The sequence below is a fragment of the Planctomycetota bacterium genome (assembly GCA_035574235.1).
In the GTDB taxonomy this organism is placed as follows: domain Bacteria; phylum Planctomycetota; class MHYJ01; order MHYJ01; family JACPRB01; genus DATLZA01.
This window is the reverse complement of the sequence record DATLZA010000129.1, coordinates 1-24,859: the sequence shown is the minus strand read 5'-3', so window position 1 is coordinate 24,859 and position 24,859 is coordinate 1. Positions and strand designations below refer to the sequence as shown.

35 protein-coding genes are annotated in these 24,859 nt (G+C 68.2%); 8 read left to right on the top strand and 27 right to left on the bottom strand.

What is annotated here, in order from left to right:
- Positions 1–42 precede the first annotated feature (42 nt).
- The 5 genes from VNO22_11895 to VNO22_11875 all read right to left on the bottom strand — a co-directional run bounded on the left by VNO22_11895 (position 43) and on the right by VNO22_11875 (position 3,730).
- Positions 43–348, bottom strand: a complete 306-nt coding sequence (locus tag VNO22_11895) for a hypothetical protein (protein ID HXG62074.1) — start codon at positions 346–348, stop codon at positions 43–45.
- Positions 349–543: 195 nt separating this feature from the next.
- Positions 544–1,179 carry an NAD(P)H-hydrate epimerase gene (locus tag VNO22_11890; protein HXG62073.1) on the bottom strand — a complete coding sequence of 212 codons (636 nt, stop codon included), beginning with the start codon at positions 1,177–1,179 and terminating at the stop codon, positions 544–546.
- Positions 1,180–1,188: 9 nt separating this feature from the next.
- Positions 1,189–2,361, bottom strand: coding sequence for a HEAT repeat domain-containing protein (locus VNO22_11885; GenBank protein ID HXG62072.1), 1,173 nt, complete (start codon positions 2,359–2,361; stop codon positions 1,189–1,191).
- A complete protein-coding gene (locus VNO22_11880) occupies positions 2,348–2,947 on the bottom strand; it encodes a cyclodeaminase/cyclohydrolase family protein (protein ID HXG62071.1) in 600 nt (199 codons plus the stop codon). Before VNO22_11880 ends, VNO22_11885 begins: the two co-directional genes overlap by 14 nt.
- A 69-nt stretch (positions 2,948–3,016) precedes the next feature.
- Positions 3,017–3,730: a hypothetical protein gene (locus tag VNO22_11875; GenBank protein ID HXG62070.1), complete on the bottom strand. Its 714-nt coding sequence runs from the start codon at positions 3,728–3,730 to the stop codon at positions 3,017–3,019.
- Between the two features lie 104 nt (positions 3,731–3,834).
- Here VNO22_11875 and VNO22_11870 point away from each other — a divergent pair, with 104 nt between their 5' ends.
- The 4 genes from VNO22_11870 to VNO22_11855 are packed head-to-tail and all read left to right on the top strand — an operon-like array spanning position 3,835 to position 7,295.
- Positions 3,835–4,746 (top strand): ABC transporter ATP-binding protein, encoded by a 912-nt coding sequence (locus VNO22_11870; protein HXG62069.1) that lies wholly within the window; start codon positions 3,835–3,837, stop codon positions 4,744–4,746.
- 1 nt (position 4,747) lies between these two features.
- Positions 4,748–5,608, top strand: a complete 861-nt coding sequence (locus VNO22_11865; GenBank protein HXG62068.1) for an ABC transporter permease subunit — start codon at positions 4,748–4,750, stop codon at positions 5,606–5,608.
- On the top strand, positions 5,605–6,510 hold the full coding sequence (locus tag VNO22_11860; protein ID HXG62067.1) for an ABC transporter ATP-binding protein: 906 nt from the start codon (positions 5,605–5,607) through the stop codon (positions 6,508–6,510). Before VNO22_11865 ends, VNO22_11860 begins: the two co-directional genes overlap by 4 nt.
- Complete coding sequence (locus VNO22_11855; protein HXG62066.1) at positions 6,507–7,295, top strand: hypothetical protein; 789 nt, start codon at positions 6,507–6,509, stop codon at positions 7,293–7,295. Before VNO22_11860 ends, VNO22_11855 begins: the two co-directional genes overlap by 4 nt.
- On the opposite strand, the gene VNO22_11850 is transcribed toward VNO22_11855, so the two are convergent.
- Positions 7,292–7,561 carry a helix-turn-helix domain-containing protein gene (locus VNO22_11850; GenBank protein HXG62065.1) on the bottom strand — a complete coding sequence of 90 codons (270 nt, stop codon included), beginning with the start codon at positions 7,559–7,561 and terminating at the stop codon, positions 7,292–7,294. The two genes, VNO22_11855 and VNO22_11850, sit on opposite strands and share 4 nt — an antisense overlap.
- Positions 7,562–7,659: 98 nt before the next feature.
- Between VNO22_11850 and dnaE the strand changes: the two genes are divergently transcribed.
- The 3 genes from dnaE (at position 7,660) to VNO22_11835 (ending at position 12,057) form a co-directional block, all read left to right on the top strand.
- The gene (dnaE, locus tag VNO22_11845; protein HXG62064.1) at positions 7,660–11,118 is read left to right on the top strand and encodes a DNA polymerase III subunit alpha; all 3,459 of its coding nucleotides are present in this window, start codon (positions 7,660–7,662) and stop codon (positions 11,116–11,118) included.
- Positions 11,115–11,621, top strand: coding sequence for a hypothetical protein (locus tag VNO22_11840; GenBank protein ID HXG62063.1), 507 nt, complete (start codon positions 11,115–11,117; stop codon positions 11,619–11,621). The genes dnaE and VNO22_11840 overlap by 4 nt, the downstream gene beginning before the upstream one ends.
- Positions 11,622–11,691: 70 nt before the next feature.
- Entirely contained in the window at positions 11,692–12,057 is a 366-nt protein-coding gene (locus VNO22_11835; protein ID HXG62062.1) for an STAS domain-containing protein, read from the top strand.
- A gap of 16 nt (positions 12,058–12,073) precedes the next feature.
- Here VNO22_11835 and rplQ read toward each other — a convergent pair whose 3' ends face one another.
- The 20 genes from rplQ to rpsQ all read right to left on the bottom strand — a co-directional run bounded on the left by rplQ (position 12,074) and on the right by rpsQ (position 22,872).
- Positions 12,074–12,586 (bottom strand): 50S ribosomal protein L17, encoded by a 513-nt coding sequence (gene rplQ / locus VNO22_11830; GenBank protein ID HXG62061.1) that lies wholly within the window; start codon positions 12,584–12,586, stop codon positions 12,074–12,076.
- 4 nt (positions 12,587–12,590) lie between these two features.
- Positions 12,591–13,613: a DNA-directed RNA polymerase subunit alpha gene (locus tag VNO22_11825; GenBank protein ID HXG62060.1), complete on the bottom strand. Its 1,023-nt coding sequence runs from the start codon at positions 13,611–13,613 to the stop codon at positions 12,591–12,593.
- A 105-nt stretch (positions 13,614–13,718) separates the two neighbouring features.
- A complete protein-coding gene (gene rpsD, locus VNO22_11820; GenBank protein HXG62059.1) occupies positions 13,719–14,345 on the bottom strand; it encodes a 30S ribosomal protein S4 in 627 nt (208 codons plus the stop codon).
- Between the two features lie 3 nt (positions 14,346–14,348).
- Positions 14,349–14,795: a 30S ribosomal protein S11 gene (gene rpsK / locus VNO22_11815; GenBank protein HXG62058.1), complete on the bottom strand. Its 447-nt coding sequence runs from the start codon at positions 14,793–14,795 to the stop codon at positions 14,349–14,351.
- 13 nt (positions 14,796–14,808) lie between these two features.
- Positions 14,809–15,192 (bottom strand): 30S ribosomal protein S13, encoded by a 384-nt coding sequence (gene rpsM, locus VNO22_11810; protein ID HXG62057.1) that lies wholly within the window; start codon positions 15,190–15,192, stop codon positions 14,809–14,811.
- Between the two features lie 4 nt (positions 15,193–15,196).
- Positions 15,197–15,310, bottom strand: coding sequence for a 50S ribosomal protein L36 (rpmJ, locus tag VNO22_11805; protein ID HXG62056.1), 114 nt, complete (start codon positions 15,308–15,310; stop codon positions 15,197–15,199).
- Positions 15,311–15,318: 8 nt separating this feature from the next.
- Positions 15,319–15,543 (bottom strand): translation initiation factor IF-1, encoded by a 225-nt coding sequence (infA, locus tag VNO22_11800; protein HXG62055.1) that lies wholly within the window; start codon positions 15,541–15,543, stop codon positions 15,319–15,321.
- Positions 15,544–15,603: 60 nt separating this feature from the next.
- Positions 15,604–16,386 carry a type I methionyl aminopeptidase gene (gene map, locus VNO22_11795; GenBank protein HXG62054.1) on the bottom strand — a complete coding sequence of 261 codons (783 nt, stop codon included), beginning with the start codon at positions 16,384–16,386 and terminating at the stop codon, positions 15,604–15,606.
- A 3-nt stretch (positions 16,387–16,389) separates the two neighbouring features.
- The gene (locus tag VNO22_11790; GenBank protein ID HXG62053.1) at positions 16,390–17,049 is read right to left on the bottom strand and encodes an adenylate kinase; all 660 of its coding nucleotides are present in this window, start codon (positions 17,047–17,049) and stop codon (positions 16,390–16,392) included.
- Positions 17,050–17,145: 96 nt separating this feature from the next.
- A complete protein-coding gene (gene secY / locus VNO22_11785; GenBank protein HXG62052.1) occupies positions 17,146–18,492 on the bottom strand; it encodes a preprotein translocase subunit SecY in 1,347 nt (448 codons plus the stop codon).
- Positions 18,493–18,495: 3 nt separating this feature from the next.
- Entirely contained in the window at positions 18,496–18,957 is a 462-nt protein-coding gene (rplO, locus tag VNO22_11780; GenBank protein HXG62051.1) for a 50S ribosomal protein L15, read from the bottom strand.
- Entirely contained in the window at positions 18,954–19,520 is a 567-nt protein-coding gene (gene rpsE, locus VNO22_11775; protein HXG62050.1) for a 30S ribosomal protein S5, read from the bottom strand. The genes rplO and rpsE overlap by 4 nt, the downstream gene beginning before the upstream one ends.
- Positions 19,521–19,529: 9 nt before the next feature.
- Entirely contained in the window at positions 19,530–20,045 is a 516-nt protein-coding gene (gene rplR / locus VNO22_11770; protein HXG62049.1) for a 50S ribosomal protein L18, read from the bottom strand.
- 20 nt (positions 20,046–20,065) lie between these two features.
- A complete protein-coding gene (gene rplF / locus VNO22_11765; GenBank protein ID HXG62048.1) occupies positions 20,066–20,617 on the bottom strand; it encodes a 50S ribosomal protein L6 in 552 nt (183 codons plus the stop codon).
- Between the two features lie 4 nt (positions 20,618–20,621).
- The gene (rpsH, locus tag VNO22_11760; protein HXG62047.1) at positions 20,622–21,029 is read right to left on the bottom strand and encodes a 30S ribosomal protein S8; all 408 of its coding nucleotides are present in this window, start codon (positions 21,027–21,029) and stop codon (positions 20,622–20,624) included.
- Positions 21,030–21,050: 21 nt separating this feature from the next.
- Positions 21,051–21,236, bottom strand: coding sequence for a type Z 30S ribosomal protein S14 (locus VNO22_11755; GenBank protein HXG62046.1), 186 nt, complete (start codon positions 21,234–21,236; stop codon positions 21,051–21,053).
- Positions 21,237–21,283: 47 nt separating this feature from the next.
- Entirely contained in the window at positions 21,284–21,829 is a 546-nt protein-coding gene (rplE, locus tag VNO22_11750; GenBank protein ID HXG62045.1) for a 50S ribosomal protein L5, read from the bottom strand.
- Complete coding sequence (rplX, locus tag VNO22_11745; protein HXG62044.1) at positions 21,826–22,143, bottom strand: 50S ribosomal protein L24; 318 nt, start codon at positions 22,141–22,143, stop codon at positions 21,826–21,828. Before rplX ends, rplE begins: the two co-directional genes overlap by 4 nt.
- A complete protein-coding gene (gene rplN / locus VNO22_11740; GenBank protein HXG62043.1) occupies positions 22,140–22,505 on the bottom strand; it encodes a 50S ribosomal protein L14 in 366 nt (121 codons plus the stop codon). Before rplN ends, rplX begins: the two co-directional genes overlap by 4 nt.
- A gap of 13 nt (positions 22,506–22,518) precedes the next feature.
- Positions 22,519–22,872: a 30S ribosomal protein S17 gene (rpsQ, locus tag VNO22_11735; protein ID HXG62042.1), complete on the bottom strand. Its 354-nt coding sequence runs from the start codon at positions 22,870–22,872 to the stop codon at positions 22,519–22,521.
- Positions 22,873–23,009: 137 nt separating this feature from the next.
- Here rpsQ and serS point away from each other — a divergent pair, with 137 nt between their 5' ends.
- Entirely contained in the window at positions 23,010–24,308 is a 1,299-nt protein-coding gene (serS, locus tag VNO22_11730; protein HXG62041.1) for a serine--tRNA ligase, read from the top strand.
- Here the strand turns inward: serS and VNO22_11725 are convergent.
- Positions 24,305–24,577: a hypothetical protein gene (locus VNO22_11725; GenBank protein ID HXG62040.1), complete on the bottom strand. Its 273-nt coding sequence runs from the start codon at positions 24,575–24,577 to the stop codon at positions 24,305–24,307. The genes serS and VNO22_11725 overlap by 4 nt on opposite strands.
- Positions 24,578–24,859 lie beyond the last annotated feature (282 nt).

The following is a 24,859-nucleotide window of genomic DNA, read 5'->3' as shown; positions in this document are numbered from 1 at the left end:
CCGAAAGCGGCCGTTCCGTCCCTTGGAGCGAGGCGGGCGCGGCTACCGGGGCAGGCGCCCGAGGCAGCGCTCCAGTCCCTCGACGCAGCGGCCCAGGGACGGGTCGGCCAGCCAGTATTCCACGCGCCGCCCGCCGCGCCGGACGCCGGTGGACCGGTAGCGCACCACCCCGGCGATTTTGAGGTGCTTGAGTTGGTTGACGATCGAGGTGGGAGAGGCCCGAAGTTCCCGCGCCAGCTCCATCGGTCTGAGCCGGGCCCCGACCAGCCGGCGGACGATGCGGTAGGCCAGAGGATTTCCGAGAATCCGGCACACCTGCGACGCGCGCCGGGCGGCGGCATCATCCATCGTCGGCCCCCGTCCGAACCCTGATTCGCTCCACGCCCCCTCCCCTTCAGGCCAGGCTTCGCCCCTCGCCTCCCCTCTCGATGCCCTGCGATTCGGTCTGCGCCTACTTTACAAACTTACTTATGCGTAAATTTGTGAATTTATTCTGACACGAGAAGCGGAGACTGTCAATCGAATTTCCGGGCGCCTGTCGCGTCAGCGCAGCAGTTCGGGAGGGAAACCGATGTCCGCCACGATCACTTCGCCCACGTACGGTCGAGCCTCCGGCCGGAGAAACCCCACCTTCGGCAGGCCCAGCGTCACGGTGGCGGCGGCCCGAACCGCCACGCCGAGGGGGCGACCGGTATCCGCGTCCAGCCCCGAAGGGATGTCCACCGCCACGATGGGAAACCAGCGCGGATCGAACGCGTTCATCGCCTGAATGAGGTCGCGCTCCCGGCCGCGCACCTCGCGGGAAAGCCCCGTGCCGAAGAGGGCGTCCACGATCGCCGCCATGGGGCGCGTTTTGAACCGGCCGACGAACTCCACGCGGTCCCGAACCTTCTCCCAGGCCCGGCCCGCCGGCGTGGCCGGGTCGTACCGCGGCTCCAGCGCCAGAACCTCCACCTCGAACCCGCGCTCCGCAAGGTGCCGCGCGGCCACGAATCCGTCGCCGCCGTTGTTCCCCTTGCCGCAGACGACCACCACGGGACACGCGCGCGAAATCCGTTCTTCCACCACGTCGGCCACCGCCCGGCCCGCGTTCTCCATCAGGGTGTCGGCCGACACGCCGAACTCCTCCGTCGCGCGGCGGTCGATCTCCTGCATTTCCCGGCGGGTGACGTGACGCATCGCGGCGCGCTACTTCGGACGGCGGGACTTCCAGCGCGGATACTGCTCGGCATACCAGCGGGACCAGTCCTCCCGCCGGACGAATTTTTCGCCTGTAATGCGGTACAGCGCGGCCATCGCCGCCGTGGACACCTCCACGCTTGGAACGTCCAGCATCGCCATAAGGTCGGGGATCGCCTCCTCGTAACGAAGCTCCCCGAGAGCCTCCAGAATCGCCAGCCGCACCGTGCGGTCGCGCTCCTCCCGAAGCCGCTCAACGAGAATCCGGCCCGCCGCCGCGCGCGCCGGAGCCATCCGGCCCAGCCCCTGCGCCGCCCCCGCCCGCACCGCCCACTCCGCGTCCCCCGCCAGCATCCGGGCCAGAAGCGACAGGCCCGCCGGGTCCCTTCCCTCCCCCAGCGCCCGCGCGACCACCCGGCGGACATTCGGATTCGGATGCCCCGCCAACTCCTCGACCTTCGGACGCCCCCGGTCGCCGAATTGGATGAGCACCAGAAGCACCTGGGTCAGATCCTCGTGACGAAACAGCGGCGTCGCGGGCGTGTCCTTCGCCAGCGCGTCCGCCAGAGCCACCGCGGTCTCCAGCGCCACCGGACCCGACTCGACGATCTGGTAGCGCAGGTGGACCGACACGTCCCGAACCTGGCGCAGCGCCGGGTTGCGCGCGTCCGGGACTTCCTCCACCCGGAACTGCTCGCTCAGGAGCCTCTGCAGGAGCGTGGTCGCGAGAAGCACCTGACCCGGCTCTCCTTCGTCGAGAAGCGTCCGCCGCGCCTCGTCCCACGCGTCCTTGTCGTAGCGTCCCCACAGAACGGAAAGCGCCTGCAGGATTCTCCCCCGCCGGCCCAGCTCGAGGCGGGCCCGCTCGTCCCCCGCCCGGAAGGCGCGAATCAGTTCCGGATCCTCGCGGAAGACATGGTACGGCTGCAGGATCTCCAGGGCGCGGCGGGCCCGATCCCAGTCCGCCGGAGCGGAGCTCCCGCACAGGAGCAGCGCTTCGACGTACTGGCGATGCTTCTCGGAGGCGGCCCGCACGATTTCCAGGTCCAACGGACCCAAGTCGTCCTCCCGAGGCCCCCCTCCTCCACGGCCGGACCCCGCGGCGGAGCCCGAGCAGCCGGCGGCCAGCCCCGCCCAAACGGCCCAAAGCGCGATCCGGTTCACGCCGTCACGTGCGGGCATGGAGAACCTCGACTTCCTTCAGAATCCGTGCCTTGAGCGCCGCGCCGTCCTCCAGAAGGCGCCTCCGCTCGTCCTGAAGGCGCCCCCGGCGTTCCTTGTCCAGAATCGCAACCGCGTTGACGCGCACGTTCTCGCCGCACCCGGCCAGCGCCGCCTCCAGGCAGGAAACCGCCCCGGCCAGGTCGCTCGCCAGATGCCGATTGCAGCGCGGGGCCAGATCCGCCAGCGCCCGCAGGCCCCGCACCGCCAGGGCCATCCCTTTGAGAGGCGCCTCGGACGCTTCCACCAGCGCGTTCTGGAGCGCCTCCTTGCGGCGTTTCTTTTCCTCCTCGGTCCCCTTCGGAAGCAGGCGGGCGGAGTTCACCTGCCCGTACGCCTCCGCGTCCTTGTCCACGAGCGGAAGAAAGCCGTTTTTGACCTCGTCCAGCGCGCCCTCCGCGTCGGCGGCTTCCGAGTACCGGGCGACCATCACCCCCAGGGCGGCCCCCAGGCCTCCGACCGCGGCGGCGACGCTTCCTCCGCCCGGCGTCGGCGTCTTGGCCGCCACCGCTTCCAGGAAATCCGAAAGCTTGAGATCGATCAGCATGAGGATCACCCCGCAGGACTCGAACCGGTCCTCGCCCTGGAACCATCCCGGCCGCGCCGCGCCATCATATCACACAGGACGCCGGCGAGGGACGCGGAGGACCGCCGCGTCGGGTCCGTGATGAGGATGGCAGCGACCGCGCCGGACGGACGGATCGAGCGCTCCCCGGTCGATCCAGGACGGATCTACCCCCGGGACCGCGGCCAGCGCCGGATAGTGAAGCCCCGTTTCCGTCAGTACGCCGTGGATCCAGCGGCCGTCCACGCGCTCCAGACCCGGCTCCAAGGGCACCTCCCGCCGCACCCGCTTGAGATCGGAGGCCACCACGAAAACCCCGCAGTGCGCCTCCCGCGCCCGGCGCACGAACCCGGCCGTGCCCCGCGCGTTGATGAAATCGCCCCCCGGCAGGAGCGCGTCCGCCCCGACCAGAGCCACGTCGGCGGGAAACTCCTCGACCCGCTGCGCCCGGACGGCCCGGAGCACGGCCTCCACGGTGCCGCTGCCGCCGAAGACGATGTACCGGGCGCGAGGGGGAAGGATGTGCCGGACCTGCTCGAGGAGCCGCGCCCGCCGCCGCCGCAGATCGCGGCGCGCCGCAGCGACCCCATGCCGGAGGGCCGCGCCAACAACCGCGTCGATCAGCGGAAGACCCGGCCGCGCGCCGCGCAGGCGGGCCGCCACGGATCGCGAAAGCGCCAGCGCATCGAGCGCCCGCTCCGCCAGCTCCGTCGCCCCGCGGTGCCGATCCTCGACGATCTCCCGGACGATTTCCTCCGCCGTCATGCCTTCCGAGAGCCTATCAACCCGGCCCCTCCGTGTCGAGGGGAGCGCGAATTCCCCGGACTCCCTCTTTCCGCCGGGACCCCGCTGGAGTAAGATGGGTTTTCGTGGACGTCATTGAAACGGACGCCCTCGTCAAGGATTACGGCCGCACCCGCGCCCTGGACGGCCTCACGCTGCGCGTCCCGGGGGGCGCCGTGGGGCTTCTCGGACCCAACGGAGCGGGGAAGTCCACGCTCCTGAAAATCCTCCTCGGCTTCGTGCGCCCCACGTCGGGAAGCGCGCGCGTCCTGGGCCTCGACCCCAGGCGCCGGATCCTCGAGATCCGCCAGCAGATCGGCTACATGCCGGAATTTGAGAGCTTCATCCCCGGCATGAACGCCGTCGACGCGGTCTATCTGGCCGCGCGCCTGACCGGCCTGCCCCATACGGACGCCATGCAGCGCACCCACATGGTGCTCAACTACGTGGGCCTCCACGAAGAGCGCTACCGGGACGTGGGATCCTATTCCACGGGCATGAAACAGAAGGCGAAGTTCGCCCAGGCGATCGTCCATCATCCGCGGCTTCTCCTCCTGGACGAACCCACGACCGGCCTGGACCCGCGGGCCCGGGAGGAGATGCTCGACCTCATCCGGGACATCGCCCGGACGCGCGGCATCCACGTGCTCCTCTCGACGCATCTGCTGCACGACGTCGAGGCGGTCTGTGACCGCGTCGTCATCCTGCATCGCGGGCGCCCGGTGGCCAACGACGAGATCGGCCGCCTCCTGGAGGGCGGAGAGGAAGCCTACGACGTGCGCGTGAAGGGGGACCGGGAGGCCTTCCTCCGGGCCCTGCGCCGCCGCGGCCTGGAGGCGCGGCCTCAGGAGGACGAGGATGCGCTGCGCGTGACGGGGGCGGCGGGAACGCGGCCGCTGCTTGAGGCGGCCGTCGAAGCGGGCGTGCAGCTGCGGGGTCTGGAGCGGGCCCGCGCGCGCCTGGAGGAACGCTTCGCGGAAATCGTCGGCGGCGCCTGACATGGCGGTTTACGACCCGTCCTACCGGCCCTGGTCCGGAACGTACACGTCGCGCGCGCGGCGCGTGGCGGCGATGGCGTGGATGGATCTCGCCCTGGCCTTTCGGAGCCGGCGGACGCTTCTGGTCGTGGCGCTTTCCTTCGTCGTCGTCGGAAGCTGGCTTCTGATCCTTTTCATCGCCGCCTCGCAGCAGGTGGTCGTGCCCTACGCCTTCGGCAACCGCCTTTACCGCGAAGGCTTCTACAACAACTTCCTCTTCTCGATGATCCTCATGGTCCTTTCGACGACGGTCGGAGCCTCCCTCATCGCGCGCGACCTCAGGCATCGGGCGATCGTAATGTACTTCTCCCGGGCCATCCGGCGGCGGGATTACCTCGCCGGAAAGTTCCTGGCGCTGGCCGGATTCCTCATGGCGGCCACCTGGGGTCCCGGGGTGGCGCTTTTTCTCGGCCAGCTCGGCATGGGTTCCGAGAAGCTCACCTTCGGCCAGCGCCTGGCGGACCTGGGCGCGATCACGCTCCACTCGCTCGTCATCGTCGTTCCCATGACGGCGGCGGTCCTGGCCTGTTCGTCGCTCACCCGGAGCGCCCAGGTGGCGGGGCTCCTCTGGGCTTCGCTCTTCTTCTCCAGCTGGGCGTTCAGCGAGGCTTTGACGAACCTTCTCGACCGCGAGTGGTGCCGCATGATTTCCTGGGTGCGGCTGACGGCGCACCTGGGCGACCTCCTTTATCCGGCGCGCCAGCGCACGGATCCGGTTCTGGCCTGCGGGTGGGAGGAACCGCTCCTCATCCTCGGGGGCGTGACGCTGGTGTCCCTGGCCGTGACGGCCTGGCGCCTGCGGGCGGCGGAGGAGGGCGAATGATCCTCCAGGCGGAGCGCCTGAACAAGTGGTACGGGCGCGTGATCGCGCTCAACGACGTCACGCTCTCGGTGCCGCCGGGGATCACCGGACTTCTCGGCCCCAACGGGGCGGGCAAGAGCACGTTCCTGCGGATCGTGATCGGCCTCATGCAGGAATCGTCCGGGCGGATCCGCGTCCTCGGGGAGCGTCCCTGGAACAACCCGCGCCTGGCGCGCCGGATCGGCCACTGTCCCGAGCACGACGGCTTCTGGGAGGGCCTGACGGGACGCGAGTTCGTCACGGCTCTGGCCCGTCTGCGCGGGGTGCGCCACGCCGCGCGCGCCGCGACGGAGGCCCTTGAGCGGGTCCGCCTCGCGGAGGTGGCCGACCGCCGGATCGCCGGATACAGCCGCGGGATGCGCCAGCGCCTCAAGCTCGCCCAGGCCGTCGCCCACGGACCGGAGCTTCTGGTGCTCGACGAACCCCTGACGGGCTGCGATCCCCTCGTCCGCCAGGACCTGATCGCTCTGATCAAGTCCTTCGCCGCGGAGGGCCGCAGCGTTCTGGTCTCCAGCCACGTCCTGCGCGAGATCGAGCAGCTCACGCGGCGGATCGTGCTCATCCACCGGGGGCGGCTCGTGGCGGAAGGGGACGTGCGGGAAATCCGCTCGCTCCTGGACCGGCATCCCCACTCCGTGCGGCTGCGGACGCCGCGCCCGCGGGATCTCGCCTCGCTCCTGGCGCGGGAGCCGGAAGTGGTGGAGGTGCGCTTCGAGGACGGAACGCTCTGGGTGCGCACGCCGGAGCCGGACGTCTTCTACGCGAAGCTGCCGCGGCTGGCGCTGGAGGCGGACCTGCCGATCGAGGAGATTCACTCCCCGGACGAGGGCCTGGAGGCGGTGTTCCGATACCTGACGCAATGATCCGCGCGATTCTGGGACTGGCGGGCCTGACGCTGCGCACCTTCGGCTCCGGCCGGCGCGCGGCGGCCGCGGCGTTTCTTCTGGGCCTGCCGCCCGTCCTGGCTCTGGTGGCCGCGCTGGCGCCCGAGGCGCGCGCGCCGGAGGTGTTCCGCCAGATCGTCTTCTACGTGACGCTCTGGTTCGTCGTCTACCTCCTGGGCGTGATCTACGGGCTTTCCCTTTCGTCCGGGGAAATCGAGGACGGGACGGCGGGGTATCTGTTCCTGTCGGCGCTTCCCCGCTGGCTGACCGTGCTCGTCCAGGCGGGGGTGACCGCGGCGGCGCTCGGGGCTCTCCTCGGCGCGAGCCTGCTATTGACCGCGCTGGCGGCGCGGGCGGCCGGGGGGCCGTTCCCGACCCTGGCGCGCGACGTCGGCGTCTGCACGCTCGCGGGAGGGGCGGGGATCGTGATCGCGCTGGGATACGCCATGACGTGCGGCTTCGCGTTCCGGCACCCGAGGGGGGCGATGACGGCGGCGGTGGCGCCCGTTTTCTTCTGGGAGCTCATGGTGACCTGGTGGCCGGTGAAGTTCGCCGCCTACACGGTCACCAACAACGTGCGGGCGCTTCTCCGGACGCTGCTTTTCGAAGGCCGGCCCGGGCGCGTCTTCAAGTACGTGCGGAATTTCGAGCTGCCGGAATACGCGGAGGCGTCGGTCTTCCTTTCGGCGCTGGCGGGGCTGGCCCTGGCGGCGGCCATGGTGGCGGCGATGAACCGGTCGATCGAAGGAAAGGAGGCCCGTTAGCGCCGGGGCCGCGGGCGGGGGGCGGCGATCATGCGCGCGTAGACGCGGGCGGCCGCCTTGCGCACGTGGGGCGCCGCGGTGCGGGTGAAGGAGAGTTCCCAGAGGAAGTGCAGGACTTCCTCGCGGGAAAGCACGTACCAGCCGCCGGCCGTCCGGCGGGCGCGCACGAGCCCCCGGCGGATCGCGCGCGCGACCGTGGTGCGGCTGGTGCCGACGAGGCGGGCCACCTGGCCCGTGGTGAATTCTCCCGCGCGTCTTCCGGCCATCGCCCCACCCCCGGCCCCCGCCCTTCCGTATGATACCTCGCCGGAGGGCCGGACGGGACTTTGACGCACGCGGCGGGCGGCCTTATAATCCGCGCACGGTGAACCCCGAGTTCGTCCATTTGCACGTCCACAGCGATTACTCCTTCCTGGACGGAGCCTGCAAGATCCAGGACCTCGTCAAGAAGGTGGCGCAGCTCGGCATGCGCGCCTGCGCGCTCACCGACCACGGCAACATGTTCGGGGCGATCGAATTCTACGACGCCGCCCTCAAGGCCGGGGTCAAGCCCATTCTGGGCATGGAGGCGTACGTGGCGCCCGGCTCGCGCCTGGAGCGCCGGGAGGTCAAGGGACTCAAGGAGCCGGCGTACCACCTGACGCTGCTCGTGCGCAACGAGAAGGGATACCGCAACCTTCTCAAGCTCACCAGCGCCTCCTTCCGCGAAGGCTTCTACTACAAGCCGCGGATGGACAAGGAGCTGCTGGCCCGTCACCACGAAGGGCTCATCGCGCTGTCGGGCTGTCCCTCCTCCGAATTCGGCCGGGCGTGCCGGGCGGAGGACTGGGACCGCGCGCTGCGTGTCGCCGACGAATACCGCCAGATTTTCGGGCCCGAGCACTTCTTCCTCGAAGTCCAGAACCACGACTTCGAGGACGAACGCAAGCTGCAGGAAGGGGCGCGGCGGGCGGCCCGCGAGCTGGGCCTGAAGCTCGTGGCCACGAACGACTCCCACTACATGGCCCGGGACGACGCGAAGGCCCACGATGCGCTGCTGGCCCTGTCCACGGGATCCCTCGTCTCGGATCCGGACCGCCTGCGCCTGCCGACCCCGGAATTCTACGTGAAGTCCCCCGAGGAGATGGCGCGGGCCTTCGCGCACCTTCCGGAAGCGCTCCGGACGACGCTCGAGGTGGCCGAGCAGTGCTCCCTGGAGCTGCGCTTCGACGAGATCCATCTGCCCCCGTTCGACCTTCCGCCGGGGTACGCCCGGGCGGTCGACTATCTGCGGGAGCTGTCGTTCCAGGGCGCCCGGGAGCGCTACGGCGATCCGCTCCCCGAGGCCGTGAGCCGGCGGCTCGACGAGGAGCTGTCGGTCATGGACAAGATGGGGTTCGCGAGCTACTTCCTCATCGTCTGGGACCTGCGGCGCTTCGCGCGCGAGAACGGCGTCCGCGTGGGTCCCGGGCGGGGGTCGGCGGCCGGCTCGCTCGTGGGCTACTGCCTGGGAATCACCTCGATCGATCCCCTGCGCTACGATCTCATCTTCGAGCGGTTCCTGAACCCCTCCCGCAAGGAGATGCCGGACATCGACCTGGATTTCTCCAACGAGGACCGCGGCCGCGTCATCGACTACATCATCGAGAAATACGGCCGGGACCGTGTGGCCCAGATCATCACCTACGGCACGATGAAGGCCCGGGCCGTGCTGCGGGACGTGGGCCGGGTGCTCGGCGTGGACCTCAAGGTCATCGACCAGTTGGCCAAGAAGATCCCCAAGGTCCTCGACATCACGCTGGCCGACGCGCTGCGGATGGAGCCGGACCTGCAGAAGGCGCTGGACGAGAACCCCGCCCTCAAGGAGGTCTGGGAGATCGCGCTGCGGCTGGAGGGCAACGCCCGCCACGCGGGCAAGCACGCGTCCGGCGTCGTCATCGGCGACCGGCCCCTCGAGGACATCGTGCCCCTTTACGTCCAGGACGGGGCCGTGATGACGCAGTACGACATGAACGCGATCACCAAGCTCGGGATCCTGAAGGTGGACATCCTGGGCCTGGAAACGCTGACGGTTCTCGACCGGGCGGTCAAGCTCGTCGAGAAGACCCGCGGGGAACACGTCGACCTCGGCAGGATTCCGCTGGACGACCGCGAGACCTTCGCCATGCTGGGCCGGGGCACGGTGAAGGGGGTCTTCCAGCTCGAAACCTCGCGCGGCATGCGCGAGCTCGTGCAGAAGATGAGGCCCGACCGGATCGAGGATCTCATCGCCACGATCGCGCTCTTCCGCCCCGGGCCGCTGCAGTCGGGAATGGTGGAGCAGTACATCCGCTGCAAGCACGGCCTGGAGCCCGTCAAGTCGCTCCACCCGATGATCGACCCGATCCTGAAGGAGACCAACGGGGTCATCCTCTACCAGGAGCAGGTCATGCGGATCGCCAACGTGATGGCCGGCTTCTCGATGGCCGACGCCGACGGGCTCCGCAAGGCGATGGGCAAGAAGATCCCGGAGATCATGGCCCGGTACAAGGAGCAGTTCATTCAGGGGGCCGGGAAGAACGGAGTTCCCGCGGAGAAGGCCACCGAAATCTTCGACCTCATGGCCTACTTCGCGGGGTACGGCTTCAACAAGTCCCACAGCGCCGCCTACGGCATCGTCTCGTACCAGACGGCCTATCTCAAGGCGAAGTATCCCGTGGAGTACATGGCCGCGCTCATGTCCTGCTCCATGGGAAACACCGACAAGCTCGCCGAGTACATCGAGGAGTGCCGGCAGCTCGGCATCGAGGTGCTTCCTCCCGACGTCAACGAGAGCGACCTCGACTTCAAGGTCGAAGGACGGAGGATCCGGTTCGGCCTGGGCGCCGTCAAGGGGGTGGGAGAGCGGGCGGTGCAGGGGATTCTCGAGGCCCGCCGGCGGCTCGGTCGATTTTCCTCGCTCTTCCAGTTCTGCGAGAGCCTGGATCCGCGGACGGCCGACCGGAAGGCGGTCGAGCAGCTCGTCAAATGCGGCGCCTTCGACCGCCTGGGCGGCCATCGCGCGCAGTTCTGGGAGGCCCTGGAGACGGCGCTGCGTCTGGGGGCGCTCAAGCAGGCCGATCGCAAGACGGGACAGCTGTCGATGTTCGACGGGCCCCAGAACGGCGGTTCCGAGGAGCGTCTGCCCGACGTCCCGCCGTGGCCTCCGGAGACCCTCCTGGCGTACGAAAAGGAGGCCCTGGGCTGCTACGTCACGGTGAACCCGCTCGTGCGCTACGAAGAACTCCTGCGCAGCCTCTCGTCGGCCACGGTGGACCGGCTCCCGGACCTGGAGGAAGGTCAGGAGGTCACCCTGGGCGGCATGATCTCCGGCCTGCGCGTTCAGGTCGCCAAGACCGGAAAGAACGCCGGCCAGAAGTACGTCTTTTTCAAGTTCGGCGACCTGACCGGAAGCTGCGAGGCGGTCTGCTACGCGGGCGACTTCGGGGCCAACCGCGAGCATCTCGTCAACGACGCGATCGTCTTCGTGGCGGGCCGCGTGGGTTTCCGCGAGGACACGCCTCTCCTGCGGGTCTCGCAGGTGGTGCCCGTCGAGAAGGCGCCCGAGATCCTGGCCGGCAGCGTGCGCCTCACGGTGGCCAGCGCGGGTCTGGACGAGGACCTGCTCATGCGCCTTCAGGACGTCCTGCGGGCCCACTCCGGCTCCTGCCCCGTCTTCTTCGAGGTGGACACCCCCTCGGGTCACCGCGTGCTCGTCAAGGCGGGCAACGAACACTTCGTGTCGCCTTCCGCGCGGTTTTTTGCCGATATAGAAGAGGTGCTGGGCACCGGACACGTGAGGTTGACGGGGAAACCGCAACGATGACGCTTCACGCCGAGGAATGGAAGATCGCCCGCCGCGGGAGGGCCTGTTCGGTCTGCGGGCGCGCCTTCGGGTCCGAGGAGGAGCACTACTCCGGGATCGCGGAGGTCGAATCCCGCTTCGAACGCCGCGACGTCTGCCTGAGCTGCTGGGACCGGCGGCCGGACCTCTTCTCCTTCTGGAAGACCCGGATGCCGCGCCTGGAGCGCCGCCGCCTGGAGGACGTCGGCGCGATGCAGGAGTTCTTCAAGAGGCTGCTCGAAAAGCCCTCCGACGATCCCGCCCGGACCAAGATCGCCTACCTCACGGCGCTTCTCCTGGCGCGCAAGCGCCGGGTCCGCCTCTTGGGGTCCCGCGACGGCCGCCTGCGCCTGGAGAAATCGTGGGACGGCGAGACCGTGGAGATCCCCGACCCGCCCATCTCGGACGCGGAGCTCGAGGACCTGCGCCGGCAGATGGAGGCGCTCTTCGACGTCGAGCTGGGACCCGGAGGAATGCCGGTCTGATCGGATTTGCCCTCCCCGGCCGGACGGAGGGAGGGATATACTCGAAGGGCGGGGATCCCGAGGAGCGACCATGTCCGACGCCGATGCGGAACACATCCGAGTGGACGTTTCGGAGGCCGCTCCCGGCGTCGCGGAGATCCGGATCGAGGGCTCCCTGGACTGGTCCAACTTCGGACGGGTCGAGGCGGCGATCGACGAGATCTTCCGGAAGGGGATCTACCGGATCGTGGTGAACCTCAAGGGCTGCCGCTACGTTTCGTCGGCCGGGTTCGGGTGTTTCATCGGGTCGCGCGACACCGCGCTCAAGCACAACGGAGACGTGGTCTTCGCCGCCGCGCCCCCGGAGATCCTGGACGTCTTCAACATCCTGGGCCTGTCGAAGGTCCTGCGGTTCGCCGACGACACGAGGGCCGCGCTGGCGCTCCTGCGCCGGTGACGAACGCGGCGCGGATCTAGGGGGAAGCGCTTCCGCCCGCTCGGGCTTTCTTGCGCTCCGCGCGGCGGGCCTCCTCCGCCTCCCGGGCGGCCGCGCCGACGCCGGCCAGCTTCATCTCCTCCTCGCGATCCTTGCGGACCACGAGTTCCCAGATGGCCTTGCGGCCGTTGTCCCCCAGCCGGTTGAAGGCGTAAAGCCCGCGCCCGTCGCCGTCCCAGCGGGATCCCCCCAGCCGCACGACGCGCGTGTAGCCGCCCTGGCGGTCGGGAAAGCGCCGGGCCACGTCCTCGACGATCTTCCGGGCGAGCGCGCGGTCCTGGACGGTGCGGAGGATCCGCCGGAAGTTGGCCAGTCCGCCCTTCTTGCCGAGCTGGATGAGCCGCTCGGCGGTGCCCCGGAACTCCTTGGCCTTCTCGAGCGTGGTGATCACGCGGCCGTACGTGAAGAGGCTCCGCACGAGGTTCCGCTCCAGCGCCTGCCGGTGCGCGGTGGTCCGTCCGAGCTTGCGGCCCTTGAGTCGATGACGCATGGCGCTATCCCGGGAACGGGGCTTTCTTGCCGAAGATCCCCTCCAGGTCCATGCCGAGCGACAGCCCCATGTCGGCCAGCTTCTTCTTGACCTCCCGGAGGGACGTCTTGCCGAAGTTGCGGACCTTGAGAAGCTCCGCCTCGGAGCGCGAGACGAGCTCCCCGATCGTCTCGATCCGCTCGCTGGACAGGCAATTGGCCGAGCGCACCGAGAGGTCGAGCTCCGAGATCGACATCGAGAGCTTCTGGCGAAGCTCCTCCTTCTCCTGCTCCTTCTTGCGAAGCTCTTCCTCCTTCTTCTCGTTGACCTGAAGCTCCCGGCCCAGCTCGAAGTACTGGACGAAGGGATTCAGATGCTTGCGGAGGATCTTGGAGGCCTCGGTCAGAGCCTCCTCGGGGGAGATCGTGCCGTTCGTCCAGATCTCCAGGATCAGGCGCTCGTAGTTGGTGAGCTTCCCCACCCGCGTGTTTTCGACCTTGTACCGGACGCGCTTGACGGGCGAGAAGCTCGCGTCCACGGGGATCACGCCGATCTCGGACCCGTCCTTGGAGTGCTCCTCGGCGGTCACGTACCGGCGGCCCTTGGCCACCGTGATCTCGGCGGAAAACTCCGTGTCCTCCGCCAGCGTGCAGATGTGCAGATCCGGGTTGATGATCTCTACGCCCGCCTCGGGCACGATCTGGGCGGCCTTGACGGGGCCCTTCTTCTGGACGTCCAGGCGCAGGGTCTTGCGCCCCTCGTCGGCGATCTTGACGACGAGCTGTTTGAGATTGAGCACGATGTCGGTGACGTCCTCGACGACGCCCTCGAGGGCCGTGAACTCGTGGGCGGCCCCTTTGATCTTGACGTGGGTGACCGCGGTTCCCTCGATGGACGAGTAAAGGACGCGGCGCAGCGAATTTCCGATCGTGGTGCCGAACCCGCGCTCGAACGGCTCGGCGATGAACATCCCGTAGGTGGGCGTGGACGTTTTCTCGTCCAGCGCGACCCGGGTGGGCAGCTCGAATTCCTTCCAGCGGACTCTCATGACCGCGGCTCCTCAGGTTGGCCGGCCCGCACGGACGCGCGCGCTTCCGCGGGCGCGAAGGCCCGCGCGCGCCCGGCCGTCCGGGCCGGCGCTCGGACACGACGTCTATCGCGACATGTATTCGACGATGAGCTGGGACTCCACGGGCACCTGAAGCTCCTGGGCCGTCGGAAGGGACACCACCGTCCCCTGGGGCGGGTCCTCGACGAGCTTGAGCCACGAAGGCACCTCGACGTCCTTCTTGAGCGCCAGGGCCTCTTTGACGATCTTGACGCTGCGCTCGCGGCGCGCGGGCTCGATGACGTCCCCGGCGTCCGTGGGATACGAAGGCACCGTGACCTTGCGCCCGTTGACGCGGATGTGGCCGTGGAGGATGAGCTGGCGCGCGTGCGCCCGCGAGGTCCCCATGCGCAGCCGGTAAACCACGTTGTCCAGGCGGCGTTCCAGCGTCTGGATGAGGTAATCGCCGGTGTTGCCCGGCTTGGCGATGGCCTCGGCGTAGTACCGGCGGAACTGGCGCTGGAGGACGCCGTACATCTTCTTGGCGCGCTGCACTTCGCGCAGGTGGATGCCGTACTCGGTCAGCCGGACGCGCTTGGCGCCGTGCTGGCCGGGGGGCTTATTGTCTTTCTCAATGGGGCACTTGGGCGTGTCGCAGCGCGTGCCCTTGAGGAAAAGCTTCGTCCCCAGCCGCCGGCAGATCCGGCACTTGGCTCCGGTGATGCGCGCCATCGCTTACACTCTCCTCTTCTTCCGGGGCCGGCAGCCGTTGTGCGGCAGGGGCGTCACGTCCTCGATCACGCGGACCTCCAGCCCCGCCGACTGAAGCGCCCGGATCGCGCTCTCCCGCCCGGCCCCCGGGCCCTTGATGCGCACTTCCACCTCCCGGACGCCGAACTTCTGGGCCTTCTCCGCGGCGCTCTCGGCCGCCTTCTGGGCCGCGAAGGGGGTGGACTTCCGAGACCCCTTGTAGCCGATCGTCCCGGCGGACGCCCAGCACAGCGTGTCCCCCGCGGGATCGGTAATGGTGATGATCGTGTTGTTGAAGGTCGCCTGAATGTGGGCGATGGCCTTGGGCACGAGCTTCTTGGCCTTTCGGGCCGGTGCCTTCTTCTCTTCGGCCTTCGGGGCCGCCCCCTCGGCGGGCTTGGCGGCGTCCTTCTTGTCCTTCTCGTCGGCCACGGGCGCTCCTCCTCTAGGTCGGCGACTTGGGCTGCTTCTTGCCCGCTACGGTCTTGCGCGGTCCCTTGCGCGTGCGCGCGTTGGAGCGCGTCCTCTGGCCCCGCACCGGCAGCCCCCGCCGGTGCCGGGCCCCGCGATAGGACCCGATATCCTTGAGACGCTGAATGTTCTGGGCGATGACGCGGCGCAGCGCGCCTTCGACCACGTAGTTCTTGTCCACGATCGAGTTGATCCGCGCCAGCTGGTCCTCCGTGAGGTCCTTCACCCGCGTCTGTTCGGGCACGCCCGCCTCCTTCAGGATCTTCCGCGACAGCGTCGGGCCGATCCCGAAAACGTACGTGAGCGACACCCACGCGGGCTTCTGGGCGGGAATCTCCACTCCGGCGACGCGCGCCATACGCTTACCCCTGCCTCTGCTTGTGTTTCGGATTGGCGCAGATCACCCGGATGCGCCCCTTGCGCCGGACGATCTGGCACTTCTCGCAAATCCTCTTCACCGACGGTCGGACTTTCATGGCCGCGGCTAATGCTCCCGGTAAATGATGCGCCCCTTGGTCAGGTCGTACGGGCTCATCTCCACGATCACCTTGTCGCCCGGGAGGATCTTGATGAAATTCATCCGCATCTTCCCGGACACGTGGGTGAGCACCGTGTGGTTCGGATTTTTCACGAGACTCACCCGGAACATCGCGTTCGGAAGCGACTCCTTGACGATCGCCTCCACGCGGATCGGCTCTTCTTTGGCCATCGGACTCCCGAAAAACGCCCCGCGGCGGAACGCCTACTATAGGGATTCGACCCCGCCGTGTCAAGCGCGCCCCGGGTCCTCCAGCCGCGTCAGGACCTCGTGCCCCTTCTCGGTCACCGCCACCGTGTGCTCGAAATGGGCCGACAGCTTCCGGTCCCGCGTCACCACCGTCCAGTTGTCCTTGAGGGTCCGCACGTCGTCGGTCCCCTCGTTGAGCATCGGCTCGATGGCGATGCAGATGCCGGGCTTCAGGATGTATTCGAACTGCTCCAGCGGCAGCCCGTCCACGTAGTTGGGCACCTGCGGCTCCTCGTGCATCTGCCGGCCGATCCCGTGGCCGACGAACTTCTTGACGACGCTGTAGCCGCGGCTCTCGGCGTACCGCTGAATCGTCGCGGCGATCTTCGAAAGCCCGACGCCGGGCGCCACGAGCTTGATCGCCTCCTCCAGGGCCTCGCGCGTCGTGTCGATCAGCCGCCGGGCCGCCGGGGAAATCTTCCCCACCGGGAGCGTCACGGCGGCGTCCCCCACGTACCCCTTGTACGTCGCTCCGGCGTCCAGGGAAACAATGTCCCCTTCCTTGAGAACCCGGCGGGGCGAGGGAATCCCGTGCACCACTTCCTCGTTGATCGAGACGCAAATCGAGGCGGGAAACCCCCGGTATCCCTTGAAGGTGGGCACCGCGCCGGACTCGCGCACGTGCCGCTCGTAGAGCGCGTCGAGCTCGGCGGTCGTCACCCCCGGCCGCACATGCTCCGCCAGAAGCTTGAGCCCCTGCGCCACGATGCGGCCCGCCTGCCGCATCAGGTCGATTTCCCAGACTTCCTTCACGATGGGGGCCACGGCCTATTCCCTCCCCCCGAGATCCTTCACGGACGCCAGGATCGCCCCGTAGACCTCGTCGGGCGACCGCGACGCGTCCACCCGCCTCAGGATCCCGCGCGCCTCGTAGAAGGGCACCACCGCCGCCGTCTCCGCCCGGTACTTCTCCAGGCGCCGTCGCGCCTTGGGTTCCGTGTCATCTTCGCGCTGGACAAGCCGGCCCCCGTCCCGATCGCACACCCCTTCGCGCCTCGGGGGACGGTGGCGCCGATGGTAGGGCATCCCGCAGACCTCGCACGTCCGCCGTCCCGTGATCCGGTCCAGCACCGTCTCCTCGGGGCATTCCAGCAGGAGCACCCGCTCCAGCGGCCGCCCCAGGCGTGCCAGCAGCCGCTCCAGCGCCTCCGCCTGAGGAAGCGTCCGGGGAAACCCGTCCAGGACGTATCCGGCGGCCACGTCGGCGCGTCCGAAGCGCTCTTCGATCACCCGGATCATGATGTCGTCGGGGACGAGCCCTCCGGCGGCGATGTAGGGACGGGCCTCGCGGCCGACGGGGGTGTCCTGCCGGATCGCTTCGCGCAGAATGTCGCCGGTGGCGATGTGGGGCACGGCGCGCTCCTCGGCAAGCCGCTTGGCCTGGGTCCCCTTCCCCGATCCCGGCGCGCCGATCAACAGAAGCCTCACGTTTGCCCCCGGACCCGCCTTCGCGGGCCGCAGCCTGGGTGAAGGCCCGCCCCGCGCGGGCTCCTTCGGGCGGCCTCCGGAGGACCCCGCGGCGGTCTACCGCCGCCCGCGGATCGTCGTCCCCGGCCCGAGGAAGCCGCCGTAGTGATGCATCAGCAGATACGATTCGATCTTCTGGACCACGTCCAGGCTCACGCCCACGACGATGAGGATCCCCGTGCCGCCCAGGAACGACACCAGATACCGGTCCACCCCCATCGCCACCGACAGAAGATCCGGAAGCAGCGCGATGACGCACAGGAACACCGCCCCGCAGAGCGTGATCCGCGAAAGGATCTGGTCGAGGTAGGCGGTCGTATTCTCCCCCGGACGGATCCCCGGCACGAAGCTGCCGGCCTCCTTGAGCTGAAGAGCGATCTCCGACGGCTTCATGAAAAGGTACGTCCAGAAGTACGAGAAGAACACGATCATCGTCACGTAGAAGATCGTGTAGAAGAACCACCCGCGCTGGAAGATATCCCTCATGAATCCCAGACCGGGAATATACGAAAGAAGCGACGGCAGAATCAGAAGCGACGAGGCGAAGATCACGGGCATCACGCCCGCCGTGTTGACCCGCAGGGGGAGGTAGTTCCGGCCGCCCGTCATCATCCGCCGCCCCCGGATGTGCTTGGCGTGCTGGAGCGGAATCCGCCGCTGGGCCTGCGTCACGAAGACGACCCCCACGATGGCCGCCAGATAAAGCGCCAGCGTGGCCAGGATGGAACCCATGGTGACCGTGCCGTATCCTTCCCGGGCCTTGGTGTACATCTCCCAGAGCGTCTCCGGCATCCGCGCGACGATCCCGGCCATGATGAGGACGCTGGCGCCGTTTCCGATCCCCCGCTCGCTGATCTGCTCCCCCAGCCACATGACAAAGAGCGCCCCCGCCGTCATGCCGAGCACCAGGAGAAACGAGGTCCCGAAGCCCGTGCTCGTCAAAAGCGGAAGCCCGCTCTGCGCGGCCTGCTGAGCGCTCGCCTGGGCGAGCTGCCGGGCCGCGAAAAACCCCTGGATCAGGCACACCGGAATCGTGGCGTAGCGGGTGTACTGCTGGATCTTGCGCTGCCCGCTGGGACCTTCCTTGGCGATCGCCTCCAGCGTCGGGCTCACCTTGGTCATGAGCTGCATGATGATGGAGGCCGTGATGTAGGGCATGATCCCGAGCGAAAAGAGCGCCAGGTTCAGGAACCCGCCGCCCGTGAACACCTGGAGCATGGCGAAAAGATCGCCCCCCTCCCGCTCCAGCTGCTCGGCCCACGAACGGATGCCCTCGGGGCTCACGCCCGGAAGCGGAATGTGGGTTCCCAGCCGGAAGACGATCAGAAGCGCGAACGTCCAGAGGATCCGGGCGCGCAGCTCCGGAATCTTGAAGATATTCTGGAACGACTGAAGGATCTGCATGGCCTACCGCGCCGCGGCGCCCAGGCGCTCCACGCTCCCCCCGGCCTTCACGATCTTCTCCTCGGCCGACCGGGTGAACGCGTGAGCCTTGACGACGAGCTTCTTCGTGAGCTCCCCCTCGCCCAGGATCTTGACTCCATCGGCCGTCCGGCGGACCAGGCCCTTGGCCCGGAGGGCCGCTTCGTCCACGGTGGCGCCCGGGGCGAACGCCGCCTCGAGCTGTCCGACGTTGACGACCTCGTAATCCGTCTTGAACGCGGCGTTATTGAAGCCCCGCTTGGGCAGGCGCCGCACCATGGGCATCTGTCCGCCCTCGAAGTAGGGCCGGAACCTTTCACCCTGGCGGGCGTACTGGCCCTTGCGCCCCCGCCCGCAGGTCTTGCCCAGCCCGCTGGAGTGGCCGCGCCCCACGGGGAACTTCTTCTTGCGCGGAATCCGCGACTTCCGGGCGTCGGTCAGGTTCATGCCTTCGTCTCCCCGGAGGACGCCGCCGCGGCGGCCGGCGCCGGCGCCTCCGACGTCTTCTCGCGAAGCTTCACGCCCCGCAGCTCCTCGACCCGACCGATCGGCCGCAGCCGGCAGAGCGCTTCGAACGTGGCCTTGACCACGTTGATGGGATTCGTGCTGCCGAACACCTTGGACAGGACGTTGTGGATGCCGGCCAGCTCCAGGACCGCCCGGGCGGCCGCGCCGGCCTTGATGCCCGTTCCCTCGCAGGCCGGACGGAGCACGACTTCCGTCGCCCCGTGCTTCTGGCGCACCTCGTGGGGAATCGTCGTGCGCACCACGGGCACCTCGATCAGGTTCTTCTTGCCCTCCTGGATGCCTTTGTTGACCGCGAAGGGAACTTCGTTGGCCTTCCCGTAGCCCCAGCCCACGCGGCCCTTCCGGTCGCCCACGACGACCAGCGCGTTGAAACTGAAGCGCTTGCCGCCCTTGACCACCTTGGCGCAGCGCTTGACCTTGACGACGATTTCCTCCAGGTCCTCGCCCGCGCGGCTCTCGCGCCGCTCACGCACTTCGGCCATCCGTCACCTCTACTTGGATTCGGGCTTGGGCGCCGGCGCCTTGGCGGCGGGCTTTCCTTCGCCCTTGGGCTTGGCGGCGGGAGCCTTCTCCGGCTTGGCCGGTTTGGCCGCCTTGGGCGCACGCTCCTTCTTGTCCGGGTTCACCAGGAACTCCAGCCCCCCCTTCGCCGCCGCCTCGGCGAACGCGCGCACCCGCCCGTGAAAGCGGTAAAAATTCCGGTCGAACACGACCCGCGTGATCCCCTTCGCCCGGGCGACCTCGGCCAGCTTCTGCCCCACCAGGGCCGCCGCCTTCTTGTCGCCTCCGTGCTTGAGCTGCCCGCGCAGGTCCTTCATCAGGGTCGAGGCCGCCGCCAGGGTGTGCCCCGTCGTGTCGTCGATGATCTGACAATGAAAGTGCCGATGGCTCCGGTAGACGGACAGCCGCGGCCGCTCCTTCGTTCCGAAGATGCGGTTGCCCACATGCCAGGACCGGCGCTGCCGCCGCTCCCACTTGCGCCTTTCCTGCGCTCGGATCAGGTTCACGGTCGCCCCCGCCTCGTCTCTTAAGTCGCCCCGGTGACGAAGGTCTTGCCCGCCTTGCGGCGCACCGCCTCGTCCTTGTACTTGATGCCCTTGAGGTTATAGGGCTCCGCCGGGCGCTTGGCCCGAACCTCGGCGGCGAACTGCCCGACCAGGTGCTTGTCCACGCCTTTGACCACGATCGCGGTGGGCGAGGGGCACGCCACCGCCAGCCCCTTGGGAATCGTCATCTCCACCGGATGCGAAAAGCCCAGCGTCATTACGAGCTTGTCGCCCTGCACCTTGGCGTTATAGCCGACCCCGTTGATCTCCAGACTCTTCTCGTACCCCTTCGAAACCCCTTCGATCAGGTTGGCCACATGGCTGCGCCAGGTCCCCCAGAGCGCCTTCTGCTGCTGGGTCTGTCCCTTGCAGGAAACGACGACCCGCTTGCCCTCCTCCACCTTGGCCGACACCTCCGCCGGCAGCGTCAGCGCGTGCCGCCCCTGAGGGCCTTCGGCCGTGACGGTCTGTCCCGCCACGCTGACTTTGACCTTCTCCGGCAGATCGATCGGCTTTTTCCCGAGGCGCGACATGACCTCACCACACCTTGCAGAGGACTTCGCCGCCCACGCGCTCCCGGCGCGCCTGGCGGTCGCTCAGGATCCCCTTGGACGTCGAAAGAACGGCGATTCCCAGGCCGTCCAGCACCCGGCCCAGCCGGTCCACGCCGCGGAAAATCCGGCACCCCGGCCGCGACACCCGCCGGATCTCCGAGATCACGCAGGCCCCGTCCTCATCGTACCGGAGGTACAGATGCAGCGTCTTGATCTGGGGCCGCTTCTCGTCGGCGGTCACCCGGACGTCCTGGAGGTACCCCTCCTTCTGGAGCACCCGCGCCACCCCCTCCTTCAGCCGGGAGTGCGGCAGCGAAAGACGCGGATGGCGCCGCTGCGCGGCGTTCTTGATCATGGCGATCATGTCGCCGACCGGATCCGAACTCGGCATGCGAACGGCTCCCTTATACCCTTACCAGGAGGCCTTCCGGACCCCCGGAATCTCCGCGTTGCTGGCGAGCTTCCGGAAGCACAGGCGGCAGATGTGGAACTTCCGATAGTACCCGCGCCGGCGCCCGCAGATCTCGCAGCGGTTGTACGCCCGCACGCGGAACTTGGGCGTGCGCTTCTGCTTGACCCGCCACCGAAGACTCGCCATGACTCAAAAACCCTCGCGTTGATGAACGCCTTGCCCCGCCGCCCGCCTCACGACGCCCGGAACGGCACCCCCAGCCGGCGCAGAAGCTCGAACGAATGTTCCGGCTTGCGCGCCTTCACCCCGATCGTGATGTTCATCCCCTGGACGAACTCCATCTTGTCGATGTTGATCTCCGGGAACACCACCTGCTCGGAGATGCCCAGGTTGTAGTTGCCGGCCCCGTCGAAGGATTTCGGGGACAGCCCCCGGAAGTCCCGGATGCGGGGCATCACGATCGTGATCAGCCGGTCCAGGAACTCGTACATCCTCCGGCCCCGCAGCGTCACCTTGAGGCCGATCTCCTGCCCCTTGCGCAGCTTGAAGCCCGCCACCGACTTGCGCGCCCGCGTCACCAGCGGCTTCTGGCCCGTGATCGTCGCCAGATCGCGCGCCGCCGCGTCCAGGCGGTTCTTGTTCTCCAGGGCCTTCCCCACGCCCATGGACACCACGATCTTGTCCAGCCGCGGAAGCGCGTGGGGATTCTCCGTGCCCAGCTCCTTCTGGAGCTGCGGAACCACTTCCGTCCGGTACCGTTCAAGCAATCTGGCCATCAGACCTCGGCCGCCACCGCCTGGCGGCATTTCTTGCAGATGCGGACCCGCTCCCCATCCTCCAGGCGCTTCATGACCGCCCGCGTCGGCTTGTTGCAGGAGCCGCAGAGAAGCTGAAGATTCGAAAGATCCAGCGGCGCTTCCTTCTGAATACGCGCCCCGTGCGGGTGCTGCTGCGACCGGCGCAGGTGCTTCCACCGCCGGTTCACCCCTTCGACGAGCGCCCGCCCCGCCTTCCGGTCCACGGAAAGCACCTTCCCCGTCTTCCCCTTTTCGGAGCCGGCGATCACCCGAACAATGTCGTTTCTGCGGATCATACGACTTCCGCCGCCAGCGAAATGATCTTCATGAACTTGTTGCGCAGCTCCCGCGGCACCGCCCCGAAGATGCGCGTTCCGCGCGGATTTCCGTCGTTGTCCAGAAGCACCATCGCGTTGCGGTCGAACCGCACGTACGAGCCGTCCTCGCGCCGGGCCGCCGCCCGCGTCCGCACGATCACCCCTCGAACCACATCCCCCTGCTTGATCGCCGCCCCGGGATCCGCCCGCTTGACGTTGGCCACGATGATGTCCCCGATCCGGCCGTAGCGGCGCTTGGAGTCCCCGAGGATCTGAATACATGAGGCGAGCTTCGCCCCGGTGTTGTCGGCCACGTCGAGAATCGTCTTGAGCTGGATCATGGATGGGTCCCCCTCAGGCCTGGGACGACTCCGCCCCGCCTCCCGGACGCGCCGCCTGGCGGGCGTCCGGCGCGGCCGCCCCCGCCGCCGAGCGCTCCAGCACCCGCACCAGCCTCCAGTGCTTGAGCCGGGAGAGCGGCCGCGTCTCCATCAGCTCGACCTTGTCGCCCCGGCGCGCTTCCCGCTTCTCGTCGTGCGCGTAGCAGACGTAGTGCTTGCGCAGCGTCTTCTCGAACTCCGGATGGCGCACCAGGCGCTCGACCTGCACCTTGATCGTCTTCTGCATCTTGTCGCCGATCACCACTCCCACCACCGTGCGGCGGCGGCTCCGGGCGACAGTTTCCTTCGTCTCGGTTTTCGGGGGCACGTCAGGCTCCGAAAAGTGCCTCGGTTAAGAGGACACAATTAATACCCGCGCCCCCGCGGAAGTCAAGCAAAAACCCGTAATCCGCCCCACCCTTTTGTATTGAAAGAACGGGTCCCCGCCTCCTACAATCGCGCCCCATGCTGGACGTCAAATTCATCGCCGAAAACGCGCAGGCCGTCCGGGAAAACGCCCTCCGCAAGAACGAACGCCGCGCCGACGTGGACGCCGTCGTCCGCCTCTACGAACAAAAAAAGAAGCTTCAACAGGACGTGGACGCCGCCCGCGCCCGCATCAACGCCCTCTCCGAGGAGATCGCCGCCCTCAAGAAAAAGGATCCCAAGGCCGACGTCTCGGCCCCCCAGGCGGAGTCCAAGGCCGTCAAAGAATCGATCCGCCAGCGCGAGGAGGAAATGAAAGCCCTCGAGCGCCGGCTGGAAGACCTGCTCCAGTGGATTCCCAACCTGGCCCACGAAAGCGTCCCCGTCGCCCCCGACGCGCGCGGGAACGTCGTCGTGCGCACGTGGCCCGAGGGCTTCTCTCCCGCCGCCCGCCGCTTCGACTTCGCCCCCAAGCCCCACTGGGACCTGGGCCGCGACCTCGGCATCCTCGACGAGGAGCGCTCCGCCAAGCTTTCCGGCTCCAACTTCCTTCTCCTCAAAGGAGCCGGCGCCCTCCTCGAGCGCGCCCTTATCAATTTCATGCTCGACCTCCACATTCGTGAGCACGGCTACGTCGAGATCTGGCCCCCCTACCTCGCCAACCGCGCCTCGATGTACGGCACCGGCCAGATCCCCAAGCTCGAGGAAGACATGTACCGTCTGCGGGACGACGAGCTCTGGCTCATCCCGACCGCCGAGGTGCCCGTCACCAACCTCCACCGCGACGAGATCCTGCCCCACGCGCGGCTCCCCATCTACTACACGAGCTACACCGCCTGCTTCCGCCGCGAGGCCGGCGCCTACTCCAAGGACACCCGCGGCATGCAGCGCATCCACCAGTTCGACAAGGTTGAGATGGTCAAGCTCGTCCGCCCCGAACGCTCCTGGGACGAGCTGGAGTCCCTCACCGGCAACGCCGAGGAGGTTCTCCGGCGGCTCGGACTGCCTTATCGCGTCGTGCTTCTGTCCACGGGCGACATGAGCTTTGCGAGCGCGAAGACCTACGACCTTGAGGCGTGGGCGCCCGGTCTGGACAAATGGCTCGAGGTCTCCAGCTGTTCCAACTTCACGGACTTCCAGGCCCGGCGCCTCAACATGCGCTTCCGCGACGCCGACGGCAAGGTGCGCTTCGTCCATACCCTCAACGGATCGGGGCTGGCGCTTCCCCGCACCGTGATCGCGATCCTCGAGAACTACCAGCAGGCCGACGGCAGCGTCGTCGTCCCGGAGGCGCTGCGCCCCTACATGCACGGCCTGCCGGCGATCCGGCCGGCCTAACAAAGCGACGCCAGAAAGGCCGGAAGGTCCCGCAACTCCTCCCGAGCGAGCTGCCGGTCCAGCCCCGCGGGCATGATCGACGTGCGGCCTTCGCGGATGTCCTCGATCGCGGCGCGCCGGACCCTCCCTGAGCCCTTCCCGAAACGCGAAGACCGCCGCGCGAGCCGCACGATCCGATGAGGCGCCGCCTCCGAGAGCTGAGGAAAGCGCAGGTTGACCCCGGCGGAATCGCTCACGTAAAGACGCCCCTGGTCGTCGAACCCGGCCATGATGGGACGCTCGACCAGCGGCGGACCGGCGACGCGCTCGACTTCGTACCCCGCGGGCGCACGAATCCGGGAATCCGGGCCAACCGGTGGCGCTTCGCGCAGAATCTTCCGGATTCCGACCTTTCGGCGGGTACACTCCAGTTCATGAAAACCGCGGCGCTGCTTCTCTTCTTCGCATCCGGCTTGTGCGGTCTGGTCTACGAAGTCGTCTGGATCCGCGTGGCCGGCACCGTGCTCGGGAACACGACGCATGCCACGGGAACCGTGGTCGCCGTCTACATG